This window comes from Paenibacillus sp. FSL W7-1332 (assembly GCF_037969785.1).
In the GTDB taxonomy this organism is placed as follows: Bacteria; Bacillota; Bacilli; order Paenibacillales; family Paenibacillaceae; genus Paenibacillus_AQ.
Window position 1 is genome coordinate 2,393,358 of record NZ_CP150209.1, and the last position, 13,725, is coordinate 2,407,082.

Consider the following 13,725-nt stretch of genomic DNA (forward strand, 5'->3'; position numbering starts at 1 on the left):
TTCAACAAGAAAGGTGAGGCCTATTATATGCTAGAGGGACTGATCGTGAAGGCACTAAGCGGATATTATTATGTCAAACCCATGCAGGATGGCAACATTATATCCGGGGAGGACCCAGCGGTTCAATGCAGAGCCCGCGGCATTTTCAAAAAGAAAGGCATCTCTCCGCTCGTTGGAGATCACGTTATGTACTCATTGACTGAAAATGGGGAAGGGACCGTGGACGAAATTCTTCCACGGTCTTCCCAATTAATTCGCCCGCCTGTCGCGAACGTCGACTTGGCGGTGCTGTTGTTTTCGGTCAAAGAACCGGATCTGAGCCTGCATCTGCTGGATAAGTTTCTGGTACATATAGAGCATGAGGGCCTTGAGGCATTGATCTGTCTGACAAAGCAGGATCTTGTGGACGCCTCCGACGATGTGCTGGAGCAGGTGAAGCGCCAGTATGAAGAGATTGGTTACGAAGTGCTGATTACCAGCTCTCTGCAAGGGGTCGGGACCGAAGAGGTGAAGAAACGGCTGGCCGGCCGAATCAGTGTCTTCTCCGGTCAATCCGGTGTCGGAAAATCGTCCCTGCTGAATGCGTTAATGCCGGGCCTCTCGCTGGAGACGAGTGAAATCAGCCTGCGTCTTGGCCGCGGTCGGCATACGACACGCCATGTAGAGCTGATTGAGCTTGATAACGGGGGGTATGTCGCCGATACCCCCGGTTTTAGCCAGCTGGATTTTCTGGAGCTGGGTGTCGAGGAGTTATCGACCTGTTTCAGAGAATTTGCTCCTTATGCTGCCGAATGCAAATTCAGAGGCTGCAGTCATCTGCATGAGCCGGGCTGCCGGGTGCTCCAAGCCAAAGAGGATGGAATCATCCTGGCTAGCCGTTATGAGCATTATGTGGAGTTTTATACGGAGATGAGAGAGAAGAAACGGAGGTACTGAATGATGATAAAAATTGCCCCATCCATATTGTCAGCGGATTTTGCGAAGCTGGGACAAGAAATTAAGGAAGCCGAGGCCGGCGGAGCCGATTGGATTCATGTGGACGTCATGGACGGACACTTTGTACCTAATATTACGCTGGGCCCGCCGATCGTCCAAGCCATCCGGCCCCATACGAGCCTGACGCTTGACGTGCATCTGATGATTGAACAGCCGGAGCTGTATATTGCGGATTTCGCCAAGGCAGGAGCCGACCTGATCACCGTTCATGCCGAAACCTGCCCGCATCTTCATCGGGTCATCCATCTGATCAAAGAGTTTGGCGTGAAGGCCGGCGTCGCGATCAATCCGGCTACGCCGGCCCATGTCCTTCAGGAAGTGCTCCCCGACTTGGACTTGGTGCTGGTAATGACCGTGAACCCGGGGTTTGGCGGACAGGCTTTCATCGAGCGGACCATAAACAAGATCTCGCAGCTGCGTGAATGGATTTCAAACTCCGACAACCCGAACATCCATATTGAAGTGGATGGCGGCATTACAGCGGAGACAGCGCCGGTTGTGGTGGAAGCGGGAGCGGATGTCCTGGTTGCGGGCAGCGCCGTATTCGGCAAGCCGGATCGCGCGGCAGCCATTGCAATAATCCGCGACAGCGTAACATCTTGACCAGAACGTGAACAACGGCATGCATAGGGCGCGGGTTTCCCGCATAAATATGGTTACATGAGCTGGGTTCTCATGTAGCCTTTTTTGTCTGTGTTCACATCTATGGGCTTGGTGCATAACATATTCTAGGAAGGCATGAGAATGATGGGGAGGGTGAGACATGAAATTCTATACGTTCAAGCTGCCGAAGTTTTTGGGAGGTTTTGTGAAGGCCATCTTAAATACGTTTCACAAGAGCTGACAGCTTGTCCCGGCGTAACAAAACCTCCGCCTGGGACTGACGCCGCCTAGCCGGTTCTGGGGAAAGAGGCAAGAACACTCCGATAGAGCGCATGGAGGACATACCGCAGCTGCATGCGGAGGTTTTTCTTGCGGTATAAGAAAGCCAAAATGCGCGGTAGTTCTCCTTCGCTTTCTTATATCAAAAGAAGAGTGTCTAGCGACGTACTTATCGAGGACAGACCGCGTTCGACCGGAAGTTTTTCTTGCGATATAAGAAAGTGGGAGTCGTGCTCTTTCATCTTTCTTATATCTAAATAAAAAAAGCACCTGCTAACTGCTCAGGGTGCTTTTTGTTTAGAAGGAGAATATGTATCTAAACGCAAGAAAAACTTCCTTGTCCCGGATCGCCCACAAATGGTGCCTGGAGATTAAGAAGTTTTTCTTCATATAACACAAGATGATTATACGCGAGTCACTTTACCGGATTTCAAAGCGCGAGTGCTGACGTATACACGTTTTGGCTTGCCATCCACCAAAATGCGAACCTTTTGAACGTTGACACCCCAAGAACGCTTGTTGTGATTGTTAGCGTGAGAAACGTGGTTACCACTGCTTGGTTTCTTGCCAGTTACATAACATTTGCGAGCCATTCATTACACCTCCTTGTTCCTAACCCTGCATGAAACAATACTTAAATATAATATCACAGTAAAAATTGCTCCGTCAACTGTCCTAAAAACATTTATTTCTCTTTGCCATTATAGTACAATGTTGATTAGTCCATAATATTTCCGAAGAAATAGTTCGTGGGCTGGTCGGCATGGCTCTCAAGAAGCTTGGGAACCGCCGCAAAGCGTAGAGGACGAGAGGATAGCCCATCATAGATTTATGATCCATTTATCATGATAAGTCTTTTATTTACTGCTTGGGCATTTCGTCAGCTATAAGCTATGAAATAGATATGAAATTTACGACAAGAAGTGTTATGGGTATCAAGCCAGGAAGGGGAATTCTCATTGAGTAAGCGTTCTTTGAATGGAACAGAATTTACCGCGATGGTCCTAGCCGGAGCGGAGCAGCTGCAGCAGCATGCAGAACACGTCAATTCCCTGAATGTGTTCCCGGTGCCGGACGGCGATACGGGGACCAACATGAATTTGACGATGACTGCAGGTGTGGCAGAACTGAAGAGTAAGTACTCGGAGTCCGTCGGGCATAGTGCCGGTGTGCTATCCAAGGGGCTTCTGATGGGAGCCAGAGGGAACTCGGGGGTTATTCTGTCCCAGCTGTTCCGCGGTTTCAGCCGATATGCGGCACCTTATACAGAACTAAATTCTCATCAATTCGCCGCGGCACTGCAGACAGGCGTAGAAGCTGCGTATAAAGCTGTCGTGAAGCCTGTTGAAGGCACCATCCTTACCGTAGCTAAAGAAGCGGCCAAGCATGCGGTCTATTTCTCCCGCCGCAACAACGATATCGTGGAATTGATGGAGCAGGTGTTGGCCAAAGCCAAAGAAACACTGTCCCAGACGCCTGATATGCTCCCTGTTCTGAAGCAGGTTGGCGTTGTGGATTCGGGTGGCCAGGGCCTGGTTTACATTTATGAAGGTTTCTTGCAGGTGCTGAGAAAAGACGCTCCGTCCGGATCGTTTGCTGTTGCGGAAGGACAAGCTGAACAGAGCAGCAAGGCACCGGCCTTCCAAGCGGTTCCTGACTTCTCGGCGGTTCAAGCTCCGGCCTCAGCCCAGTCCAGACTGTCCACAGAGGACATTGAATTTTTATACGACATGGAATTCTTTATTAATAGGCAGCTCGGGGAAGGAACGGGTGCAGACTTTGATGAAGATAAGTTCCGGAAAGCGCTTGCAGTGAATGGTGATTCCATCATTGTTATCGCCGATGACGAGACCATCAAAGTTCATGTGCATTCCAAGGCTCCGGGCGAAGTGTTGAACCTGGCACTACTGTATGGAGAAATTACCCAGATTCATATATTGAATATGCGCGAGCAGCACCGTGATTTGCTGACAACGGGAATGGACATCGCACCGATGCCCGAGTTGTTTGCGGATATTCCGGCAGAGACCGTAACACCGGAAGCTCCGGCTGTTCCTCCGGCAGACGAGATCGCACCATACGGTTTCATTGCGGTATCGTCAGGGGAAGGCATCTCTGACATATTCAAAAGTCTGGGCGTTGACGTCGTTCTCTCCGGAGGACAGACGATGAACCCGAGCACCGAGGATTTTGTCAATGCGATTTCTTCGATCTCGGCTCAGCAGATTTACATTCTGCCGAACAACTCCAACATCGTGCTGGCTGCCCAGCAGGCGAGAGAGCTTCTCGAAGGCGAGCGCAGCGTAACGGTCATTCCGAGCAAGACGATTCCGCAGGGGATCGCGGCTGCATTTGCTTTCCAGGAAGATGAGAATGCGGATATGAATACCGACAACATGCTGGATGCGATCACTCGTGTGCAATCAGGTCAGGTAACCTATGCCGTTCGGGACACAACGATTGATGATCTGGAGATCAAGGCCGGTCAATTCATCGGCATTCGCAATTCCAATATCGTTGCAGCGAATGAGGATTTGATTACGACCTCCCAGGATTTGCTGGGTAAAATGCTGGAGTCCGGCGATGAAATCGTGACTCTGCTTACCGGGGCGGACGCAAGCGAAGAATCGACCAACGCACTCACGGAGTGGCTCGGCGAGCAATACCCTAACGCAGAGGTTGAGGTGCACTACGGCGGACAGCCGATCTATTCCTATCTGTTCTCCGTTGAGTCTTGATAAACAACGCTTTGACATTATGCAAGGTACATTTTAGGAGGGGTTCCGGTGAATAAGACCGTTATTGTGACAGACAGCACAGCGGATATTCCGGCAGACCTGGCGAAGCAACACAACATTCATATTGTGCCGCTGAGACTTATGTTCGGGGAAGATACGTATTTGGACGGAGTCGAAATTACGCCGGGAGAGTTCTACAAAAAGCTGGTGCAGTCGCCCCAGCTTCCAACGACCTCCCAGCCTTCACCCGCAGATTTTGTAGCTGTGTATGAGTCCATTCTGGAACAGCACCCAGGCTGCTCCATTGTGTCCATTCACATCTCATCCGGCTTGAGCGGAACGTATCAGTCCGCATTGCTTGCAACCTCTCTAATCGAAGGAGAAGCGGATATCACCGTATGGGATTCCAAATCGGCGTCCTACGGTTTCGGACTATTCGTGGTTCATGCAGCGAAGCTCGCACAAGAAGGTGCGGCTGTTCCAGATATTATTTCGTCGCTTGAGGATCTTCGCTCCAAGCGCCGTCTCTACTTCCTGGTAGACACGCTGGAGTATTTGCAGAAGGGTGGGCGAATTGGCAAGGCTTCGGCCGTGCTTGGCACCCTGCTTAACATTAAGCCGATCCTGTCCATTGACGGCGAAGGGATTATCTTTCCGGTAGACAAGGTCCGCGGTCGCAAGAAAGCGACGGCCAAAATCATTGAGCTGTTTCAACAGGATCTATCCGGTGTGAAAAATATTAAAGTGGCTGTGGGTCATACAGCTGACCCTGCTCAGGTTGAGGATTTTCTGCAGCAGCTGTCCGCTGTGTTTACGATCGAGGAAACGGTGTATTCCGAGATTGGTCCGGTTATCGGCACGCACGTTGGACCGGGAACCATTGCAGCATATATATGGCCTGCTTAAGTGAGGTAGATGATATGAGTCTCAAACTCGATCAAATATCCGTCAGACAGATCAACGGCGTGAGCGCCCTGAAAGAGGGGGAGCTTCACGCCTTTGGCGTCTCTACGGTCAAGGATCTTTTGGAGTATTACCCCTTCCGGTATGAGGATTACCGGCTCCGTTCCCTGAGTGAAGTCAAGGACGGGGACAAAATTACCATTCAAGCCAAGATCGCGAGCGTGCCGGTACTGCAGCGCTACGGGCGTAAATCCCGTCTCACCTGCAAAATGCTCGCTGAAAACTGGATGTTCACCGCAACCTGGTTTAACCGGCATTTTCTGAAAGACCAGCTTACGGCCGACCGGGAGATCGTGCTGACGGGCAAGTGGGATCAGCGCAGAATGCAGCTTACGGTGTCCGAATCCGAGTTCCCGGATAAGGGAGCCTTTCGCAGCGGAACGCTGCAGCCGGTGTATTCCATCGGCGGGAAGATCACGCAATCCTGGATCCGAAAAACGATGGGACAGGCATTGGAGCAATACGGGGAGATGATTCCCGAGATTTTGCCGCAATCCTTGCTCAGGAAATATGATCTGATGCCGCGTAAAGCGGCGATCATGACGATCCATCAGCCCGTTGACTCCCGGGAAGGTCAGGAAGGACGGCGCCGGATGGTGTACGAGGAGCTCTTCTTGTTCCAATTGAAAATGCAGGCGTTCCGCGCGCTAAACCGGAGTCGGATGGACGGTGTTGTACATACGGCTGACAATGCAACGATCCGCGAGTTCGTGCGCAGCTTCCCGTTTGAGCTTACCGATGCGCAGAAGAAGGTGGAGCTGGAGATTTTGCATGATATGCGTTCCCCTTACTGCATGAACCGCTTGCTTCAAGGGGATGTCGGTTCGGGAAAAACGATTGTTGCCGCCATCGCTCTGTTCACAACGGTGCGCTCGGGCTTTCAAGGAGCCTTGATGGTGCCGACGGAGATTCTTGCCGAACAGCATATGCGTTCCCTGCAGAAGCTGTTTGAGCCCTTTGGCATTACCGTCGGCCTGCTGACGGGCAGCGTAACGGGGAAGAAGCGTAAAGACCTGTTGGCTTCCTTACAGATGGGGTTGACGGACGTTGTCGTGGGTACCCATGCGCTCATCCAGGATGATGTGTACTTCCGGGAGCTGGGACTCGTCGTAACGGACGAGCAGCATCGTTTTGGCGTGAATCAGCGAAGCGTACTTCGCCGTAAAGGCTATAACCCGGATGTGCTCACGATGACGGCGACGCCGATTCCACGGACGCTGGCAATTACCGCCTTTGGCGATATGGATGTATCCACGCTGTCAGAGCGTCCGAAAGGTCGTATTCCCATTACGACCTATTGGGTCAAACATGAACTCATGGACCGTGTGCTCGGATTTATTTCCCGGGAAGTAAATCAAGGACGTCAGGCATATCTGATTGCTCCTTTGATTGAAGAATCGGACAAACTGGACGTTCAGAATGCGATCGATTTGCATGTCCAGATGCAGCAAGCCTTTCCTACATATGCTGTGGGCTTGCTGCACGGCCGTATGACGCCTACCGAGAAGGATGAGGTCATGCGCCAATTCTACAGCAATGAGGTCCAGCTGTTGATTTCCACGACGGTCGTTGAGGTTGGCGTCGATGTGCCGAACGCAACTCTGATGATCATTATGGATGCCGATCGCTTCGGTCTGTCCCAGCTGCACCAGCTTCGGGGCCGCGTTGGCCGTGGGCAGCATGCATCGTATTGCGTACTTGTGGCCGATCCGAAATCGGAAGTGGGTCAGGAGCGGATGCAGGTTATGACCGAAACCGAGGACGGCTTCGAGGTATCCCGGAGGGATTTGGAGCTACGGGGCCCTGGCGACTTTTTCGGTACGAAGCAGAGCGGACTGCCGGAGTTCCGGCTGGCCGACATGGTCGCCGACTTCAAAGTAGTGGAGGAGGCCAGGGGCGATGCAGCGGCTCTGGTCAGCGACAGTTCCTTCTGGACGTCTCCTGAATATGAACCATTACGCGACTTTTTGCAGCAGGAGAAGATCTTTCAGGGCGATATCATGGATTAATAACATGAATCTGTTGGCACAATGGACAGACCTTCGTCATATACTCAAAAAAGGTAGCAGCATTTATGACTGGAGGTGCTTCAACATTGAGTTATCAGCAGTACGGGATTAGTCCGCAGCTGGTTGAACGAATCAAGCTAAAAATGAAAAACCCGGCGGTCAAGGAAAGAATTAAAGGGCTGACTCAGGGGTTGACCAAGGCAGATCTTCAAAATAGCGCAAAAGTCCATCAATTGATCCGGACGGCCAGCGGCATCTTGAATGAAAAGCTGAGCTCCACGCAGGAGCAGCAAATGGTTCAATTCGTGCTTGCACAGCGCATCGATCCGAACAACACCTTCCATTTGATCAAGCTGTGGGGTATGTTTCGATAACAATTGGATGACATCAAGGATTGACTTTGCATAGAAGAAGCCCCTCTCGGGAGTGTTTTCTCCTCATGAGCAGGGGCTTTTAAATTTGGGATATGCAGGGATAAAACGTTCCTGACGTTCTTCCGCAAATGGAGTTTTTGATTTATGTTCCAATCGATAGAAAAGAAACCGGCAAGTTGAGAAAAAGCGGAATTTGAAGAGGAATCCCGAACCTTTCTGAAAGATTTAGCTGCCTGTAATGGAGCGGATGCAATCCTCCGAGTCATTTTTAACGGAGTTCACGGTGGTGCTGACCGGTACGGCCTGCATTTCCTCCGCGGGGTAAGGTCTCAGAAGCTCTTTGAGGGATTGCAGGAAGGAAGGGCTGCTATCATTGGAATGAGAAGACGTCTGTCGTTCAAGCCATAGTGCTTCGTCTGCGGGTCTCAGAATGACAGGCATCCGGTTATGGATCGGCTCCATGAGTTGATTGGGTGCGGTGGTGATGACGGTGCAGGTGCTGAGCTTATCTCCGCCCGGGGTGATCCAGGTATCATACAGACCGGCCATGCTGAATATTTCACCGTTCCTCAAGCCGATGCGAAAGGGCTGCTTGCCATTGTCGTTTTTTTGCCATTCGTAAAAGCCGTCTGCAGGAATCAGGCATCTTTTCCGATAAAAGGGCATCCTAAAGGCAGGCTTGTCTTCCAGCGTTTCACTGCGCGCGTTGATCATTTTGGCTCCGGCCGAGGAATCCTTGGCCCAGGATGGGACAAGCCCCCACTGCAGCTGACCGATTCGGTTGGTGCTGCCGTCGTTAATAATCGCCGTGACCATCTGCGTTGGAGCGATGTTGTACCGGGGAATGTGAAAGGGAGATACCGATTCGGGATCGATGAGATATCTGGTCATCAGTTCTTCCCAAGTGACCGTGAGTGTAAAGCGTCCGCACATCGTTTCAAGCCTCCTGTTATTTGCTGTCGCTTAAGATTTGAATAGATTGTCTAATTAAGATTTTTAATGAGTTCAGAACGAATTTGCTACGTAGAGATTTTCAGTGCATTTGTGTTTGAGTATATCAAATATTGCCTAACTTACCAAAAGGGTCTGGCTCATTGCCAGACTGAGCATCATGAATGGAGGATTTTTCGTGTTTGATTTAAAAGCTAACGGTACCTCGGTTAAGACAGAAGTTGTTGCCGGGGCCACGACGTTTTTCACGATGGCGTATGTGACCGTTGTGAATCCGCTGATACTATCGCAAGCAGGTGTGCCCTTTGAGCAGAGCTTCACGGCTACGATTATTGCCGCTGTGATTGGTACACTGCTGATGGGGCTTGTAGCCCGCTACCCGATCGCTGTGGCGCCGGGGATGGGCTTGAATGCCTACTTCACCTATTCCGTTGTTCAGGGACACGCCGGACTTGGGTATATTGAAGCTTTCTCGGCGGTATTTATAGCCGGTATTCTGTTTTTGGTGTTATCGATGACTTCCCTGCGGCGCAGGCTGATTGAGATGATCCCGTCGAATCTGAAGCATGCGATCACGGTCGGTATCGGCCTGTTTATTGCTTTTATCGGTTTGCGGATGAGCGGCATCATTACAGCGCATCCGGACAATCTGGTAGCGCTCGGCGATCTGCACCAGCCATCGGTTGTACTGGCCTTGGTAGGACTTGCGGTTACGCTTGTGCTGCTGGCCCGCGATGTGAAAGGTGCCTTGTTTATCGGTATGATTATCACCGGGATTATTGCTTATTTTGCCGATATGCTGTCCTTTACGAGCGGGATTATGTCGGTACCTGCGCTGCCGGAAGGTATCTTGGTATGGAACCCGATTACCGCTGCCTCGGATGTGATCAGGCATGGGCTCTATGCCGTTGTGTTCTCGTTCCTCCTGGTGACGCTGTTCGATACCACAGGTACGGTAGTTGGTGTGGCGGAGCAGGCGGGGCTGATGAAGGATAACAAGCTGCCTCGTGCAGAACGTGCCATGTTCTCCGATTCGGTGGCAACCGTGGCCGGATCCATGGTCGGTACAAGCCCGACCACCGCTTATGTTGAATCGGCAGCCGGCGTTGGCGCAGGCGGTCGGACTGGATTGACGGCGGTCGTCGTGGCCGCATTATTCGTGGTTGCCGCCTTTTTCAGTCCGCTGATCGGCGCGGTTGCCGGTTTATCCGCCATTACGGCACCTTCGCTCATCGTAGTGGGCTGCCTGATGCTGAGCAGCGTTCAGCACATTCGGTGGAATGATTTTGATGAAGCGTTCCCCGCGTTTCTTGTCATCCTGACCATGCCGCTTACGTCCAGCATCGCGACCGGGATCGCGCTCGGTTTTATTTCATACCCGCTGATGAAAATCGTGAAGGGCAAGTGGAAGGCGGTTCACCCGTTGATGTATATTTTTGCCGTGCTGTTCGTACTGCAGCTAGTCTTTGTCCCGCATTGATTTATACACGTGAAAATCCCCTGCCAGGCCTAAGCAGACCTGGCAGGGGATTTTGGTGTATGCCGATAAAGTATTGCAGCCGAACACCGAATTCTCGCCGATGGATATTTTCTCCGAAAATGAGCGTGAGGCTTGCTTGTAACGGGTCGTGATGATGCTGCAACGGTTCCGGGTTGTTGTTTTCGTCCGGATACAGGGATGCTGCTCCTGGTGGCCATGGACGCATCGGGCTCAGCGAGCTCGGCTCCATACGTCCGCGTACTTCGTGACGAGGCCGTGCTCGTCAACCTCCAAATCCGCTTGATAGGCTCCATCGTTACTCTCATAACGATAGGTATACTCGCCCGTACGCGTATATTGCTGGGGAAGGGGGGCAATGGTTAGACTCGGGAACTGAATCCAAACGGCCGTCATGGAAGCGCTCTCTCCAGGCCTCAGCTTCAAGCGTCGGATCGGCAAGGAATTGGTGGAGGGGGTAATTCCGAGGTCAATGTCGGTCACGCCGGCAAATGCGGTGAGCTCGGTATCGCCGTCCCACCAGCGGCCGTCATCATCCCGCTCCAGGTGAAGGGACTGAACTTCCGTGCCGATTGAGAGCTTAATCTTTACCTTCCGGGTCTGCCAACTGCGGGTGGTTTCAACCTCATAGGAGCAGTGAAGCGGCCGACCTTCCAGGCTGGCTACGACCATTCCGGTGAGCGTAAATCCGTGATGATGTCGATAGAGCCGACCATGCTCCAGAGAGGGGAGATCGTGTCTGTTCCAGAGCAGCGACTGCAGGAGCTGATCCGAGTTTGTGTTCAATAGTCCGTTTGGTTTCATTTCTTCTTCAACGTGCATATTGTCGTTCATGTGAGATCCCGTCCTTTATCAAAAGAGTATGAATGCGCATACATTCCCTTAACTTCGTTTACCTCGTAATTTGCTTAGTCCCCGTATACTTGCAGTTGTACCTTTTCCTTGTTCCGAGCCGTGCTCTGATCCTCTCTTAAATCCATTGCGGGGGTGACCGCTTGTGCTTCTCGCCCTGCTTCTCCAACTGCGGATATCCCGTTCCCGCGCATCAAGCAAAAGCGGTAGAATGACGCAGTCCTTGCAGACAGCAGCTCTTCCTAGGTTTGCAGTGGAGACGTTCATCTTCACCATCATATACAAACATATGTTTGTTATGCAACTGATAAATACAGAGTATGACAAAATACGAATTCAGACAAAGGAACTTTAGGTAGTTTCACCAGATATGCTGTAAGCTTTTTTTTCTTCTTGATAGTTTTCTGATAATTACCGCTTATAGTCAAACGTAGCCACAAATGAGATGGATTTACGAAAGGAGTTTGATTTATGGGGAAGTCTTTCAAGCGTTGGCTCGTCTTGACGTTCAGCATATTTATTCTATTAACAGGATGCGGGAGCCTGAAAGATTTCACACAAAAGGTGATAGATGAAACAGAAAAAACCGCCCATTTTACATTGGATCTCGAGGAGGATACTTCATATACCATTGAGCAGCTCATCGATGATGGCCAGTTGGACAGAGTTGTTTTTGGCGGAAGACTGTATGAACTAAAGGATGAAGTCAATCCGAAGTCCAAGGGAGAGTATCTAGGGTTCATTGGGCAGACGCATTATGTGGATCAAGAGGGGAAGAGGTGGACAGAAGAGGAGCTAAAGAAGCCATATGTTTACTACAATCCGAAAGACATTCGAGAGAAACAGCCTTTGACCTACGGTTCCGCCTATCGATACAAACGGCAGCCTGAAGGCAGTTTCGACCTGATTATCATTGAGCTCAACAAAAAGCTTTTTCAAGCCAAGATGGTGCAGGGGGATTAGGGATTATCGCATCTTTGAAACATTTATTATGAAAGGATGAATGATTGTTGAAGGGTCAATTGTTAGAAATGAAGAAGGTCTCAAAAAGCTTTGGTAAGGAAAAAGTCGTAAAAGAGCTGTCGTTGCAGGTGCCTGAAAATTCCATATATGGATTGCTCGGCCCTAATGGAGCCGGAAAGTCCACCACACTTAAGATGCTGACCGGCATCATTACACCGACATCCGGCAGCATTTGGTTTGATGGTCATATCTGGAGTCGGCGGGACCTTGGCCAAATCGGAGCGCTGATCGAATCCCCACCCATTTATGAAAATTTAACAGCTTTCGAAAATTTGAAGGTTCGGAGTCTGCTGCTCGGACTGCCGGACTCTCGGATCAAGGAAGTTTTAAATATTGTAGATCTTCAGTATACCGGCAAAAAAACGGCAAGCCAATTTTCTATGGGGATGAAACAGCGGCTAGGTATAGCGATTGCCCTTCTGAATCGTCCCCGGTTGCTTATCCTGGATGAGCCTACCAACGGCTTGGACCCGGTTGGAATTCATGAACTTAGGGAGCTTATTCGTACCTTCCCCCGTCTAGGTATGACCGTGATTCTCTCAAGCCATATACTGTCCGAGGTTGAACAAATCGCCGATCGTATCGGTATCATCAGCCAAGGCGTTTTGGGATATCAGGGAGAGATCCAATCTGGACAAAATTTGGAGCAGTTATTTATGGACGTCGTTGCTGCCCATAGGATCAGAGGTGGGGTAGTACAATGATGGATTTCCTTCGGTCAGAACATCTGAAACTGAAACGCACATTCTCATTGAAGCTGCTTATCCTAGTCCCTTTCGCAAATGTGGCATTTTCTTTCATCATGAATCCCATGTATTTTGTATCCAATACGATCAATTGGTGGTCCATTCTGTTCCTGCCGCTCACGATTGCGCTATGGTGCTGCCTGACACATCAAAAGGAACAGCGAGCTTCGAGTTATTCCGGCGTCTATCTGCTACCGGTTTCTGTGAAAAAAATATGGTTTGCGAAGCAGTTAGTAATTTCTATCTATTCCCTTGCTGCGATGATGGTTTATCTTGTTGTAATGGGCATTGCCGGCATGCTGTTATCCGGAGAGCTTATCGTTAATGTTAGGACTCTTGTGGCTGTTTTGGTACTCTGGATCACAACGCTTTGGGAAATTCCTTTGTGTTTATGGCTGGCTCGGAAATGGGGAGCGGCCTTGGCCATGGGATTCAACATTGTGTGTGCATTGGGGTTTGGAATTCTGCTCTCTGCTCGGACGTTATGGTGGGCATGTCCATGGAGTTGGTCCATTCGGCTGATGTCTCCGGTTGTCAAGGTACATCCCAATGGAACCTTGCTTGAACAAGGACATCCCCTTCTTGAGTTGCAGGTTCTTCCGATTGGAATCGGTTTGTCGATATTGCTGACCCTACTCCTATGTTTATGGACGATGCAGCGATTTGAGCCACAAAAAAGCGCATAAACAATAG

At 50.6% G+C, this 13,725-nt stretch carries 14 protein-coding genes; 11 read left to right on the top strand and 3 right to left on the bottom strand.

Annotated features, from left to right (window positions below; genetic code table 11):
* Positions 1 to 27: 27 nt before the first annotated feature.
* From rsgA to spoVM, 3 genes are all read left to right on the top strand, one after another.
* Positions 28 to 936 carry a ribosome small subunit-dependent GTPase A gene (gene rsgA / locus MKX98_RS10450; RefSeq protein WP_339224396.1) on the top strand — a complete coding sequence of 303 codons (909 nt, stop codon included), beginning with the start codon at positions 28 to 30 and terminating at the stop codon, positions 934 to 936.
* A 3-nt stretch (positions 937 to 939) separates the two neighbouring features.
* The gene (rpe, locus tag MKX98_RS10455; protein WP_339224398.1) at positions 940 to 1,599 is read left to right on the top strand and encodes a ribulose-phosphate 3-epimerase; all 660 of its coding nucleotides are present in this window, start codon (positions 940 to 942) and stop codon (positions 1,597 to 1,599) included.
* A gap of 160 nt (positions 1,600 to 1,759) precedes the next feature.
* Positions 1,760 to 1,840 carry a stage V sporulation protein SpoVM gene (gene spoVM / locus MKX98_RS10460; RefSeq protein ID WP_034273235.1) on the top strand — a complete coding sequence of 27 codons (81 nt, stop codon included), beginning with the start codon at positions 1,760 to 1,762 and terminating at the stop codon, positions 1,838 to 1,840.
* 442 nt (positions 1,841 to 2,282) lie between these two features.
* Here the strand turns inward: spoVM and rpmB are convergent, their stop codons facing one another.
* Positions 2,283 to 2,471, bottom strand: a complete 189-nt coding sequence (gene rpmB, locus MKX98_RS10465) for a 50S ribosomal protein L28 (protein ID WP_006209230.1) — start codon at positions 2,469 to 2,471, stop codon at positions 2,283 to 2,285.
* A gap of 366 nt (positions 2,472 to 2,837) precedes the next feature.
* Between rpmB and MKX98_RS10470 the strand changes: the two genes are divergently transcribed.
* The 4 genes from MKX98_RS10470 to MKX98_RS10485 all read left to right on the top strand — a co-directional run bounded on the left by MKX98_RS10470 (position 2,838) and on the right by MKX98_RS10485 (position 7,962).
* Positions 2,838 to 4,616, top strand: a complete 1,779-nt coding sequence (locus MKX98_RS10470; protein WP_071223706.1) for a DAK2 domain-containing protein — start codon at positions 2,838 to 2,840, stop codon at positions 4,614 to 4,616.
* Positions 4,617 to 4,664: 48 nt separating this feature from the next.
* Complete coding sequence (locus MKX98_RS10475; protein WP_216535135.1) at positions 4,665 to 5,522, top strand: DegV family protein; 858 nt, start codon at positions 4,665 to 4,667, stop codon at positions 5,520 to 5,522.
* Between the two features lie 14 nt (positions 5,523 to 5,536).
* Positions 5,537 to 7,588, top strand: coding sequence for an ATP-dependent DNA helicase RecG (recG, locus tag MKX98_RS10480; protein ID WP_339222914.1), 2,052 nt, complete (start codon positions 5,537 to 5,539; stop codon positions 7,586 to 7,588).
* An 86-nt stretch (positions 7,589 to 7,674) separates the two neighbouring features.
* Positions 7,675 to 7,962: a stage VI sporulation protein F gene (locus MKX98_RS10485; RefSeq protein WP_113057116.1), complete on the top strand. Its 288-nt coding sequence runs from the start codon at positions 7,675 to 7,677 to the stop codon at positions 7,960 to 7,962.
* 225 nt (positions 7,963 to 8,187) lie between these two features.
* Here the strand turns inward: MKX98_RS10485 and MKX98_RS10490 are convergent, their stop codons facing one another.
* Positions 8,188 to 8,895: an SOS response-associated peptidase gene (locus MKX98_RS10490; RefSeq protein WP_220685980.1), complete on the bottom strand. Its 708-nt coding sequence runs from the start codon at positions 8,893 to 8,895 to the stop codon at positions 8,188 to 8,190.
* A 196-nt stretch (positions 8,896 to 9,091) separates the two neighbouring features.
* On the opposite strand from MKX98_RS10490, the gene MKX98_RS10495 reads away from it, so the two are divergent.
* Positions 9,092 to 10,393: an NCS2 family permease gene (locus MKX98_RS10495; RefSeq protein ID WP_194541759.1), complete on the top strand. Its 1,302-nt coding sequence runs from the start codon at positions 9,092 to 9,094 to the stop codon at positions 10,391 to 10,393.
* A gap of 231 nt (positions 10,394 to 10,624) precedes the next feature.
* Here the strand turns inward: MKX98_RS10495 and MKX98_RS10500 are convergent, their stop codons facing one another.
* Complete coding sequence (locus tag MKX98_RS10500; protein ID WP_339222917.1) at positions 10,625 to 11,245, bottom strand: putative glycolipid-binding domain-containing protein; 621 nt, start codon at positions 11,243 to 11,245, stop codon at positions 10,625 to 10,627.
* Positions 11,246 to 11,827: 582 nt separating this feature from the next.
* On the opposite strand from MKX98_RS10500, the gene MKX98_RS10505 reads away from it, so the two are divergent.
* From MKX98_RS10505 to MKX98_RS10515, 3 genes are read left to right on the top strand one after another with little or no spacing between them, the layout of a single operon-like run.
* Positions 11,828 to 12,226, top strand: coding sequence for a NisI/SpaI family lantibiotic immunity lipoprotein (locus MKX98_RS10505; protein WP_339222919.1), 399 nt, complete (start codon positions 11,828 to 11,830; stop codon positions 12,224 to 12,226).
* A 47-nt stretch (positions 12,227 to 12,273) separates the two neighbouring features.
* On the top strand, positions 12,274 to 12,990 hold the full coding sequence (locus MKX98_RS10510) for a lantibiotic protection ABC transporter ATP-binding protein (RefSeq protein WP_194541762.1): 717 nt from the start codon (positions 12,274 to 12,276) through the stop codon (positions 12,988 to 12,990).
* Entirely contained in the window at positions 12,987 to 13,718 is a 732-nt protein-coding gene (locus MKX98_RS10515; protein WP_194541763.1) for a lantibiotic immunity ABC transporter MutE/EpiE family permease subunit, read from the top strand. Before MKX98_RS10510 ends, MKX98_RS10515 begins: the two co-directional genes overlap by 4 nt.
* Positions 13,719 to 13,725: the final 7 nt, after the last annotated feature.

Coding starts and splice junctions, on each gene's coding strand:
- rsgA (WP_339224396.1), top strand. CDS start 28: ATGCTAGAGGGACTGATCGTGAAGGCACTAAGCGGATATTATTATGTC.
- rpe (WP_339224398.1), top strand. CDS start 940: ATGATAAAAATTGCCCCATCCATATTGTCAGCGGATTTTGCGAAGCTG.
- spoVM (WP_034273235.1), top strand. CDS start 1,760: ATGAAATTCTATACGTTCAAGCTGCCGAAGTTTTTGGGAGGTTTTGTG.
- rpmB (WP_006209230.1), bottom strand. CDS start 2,471: ATGGCTCGCAAATGTTATGTAACTGGCAAGAAACCAAGCAGTGGTAAC.
- recG (WP_339222914.1), top strand. CDS start 5,537: ATGAGTCTCAAACTCGATCAAATATCCGTCAGACAGATCAACGGCGTG.
- MKX98_RS10490 (WP_220685980.1), bottom strand. CDS start 8,895: ATGTGCGGACGCTTTACACTCACGGTCACTTGGGAAGAACTGATGACC.
- MKX98_RS10500 (WP_339222917.1), bottom strand. CDS start 11,245: ATGAACGACAATATGCACGTTGAAGAAGAAATGAAACCAAACGGACTA.
- MKX98_RS10515 (WP_194541763.1), top strand. CDS start 12,987: ATGATGGATTTCCTTCGGTCAGAACATCTGAAACTGAAACGCACATTC.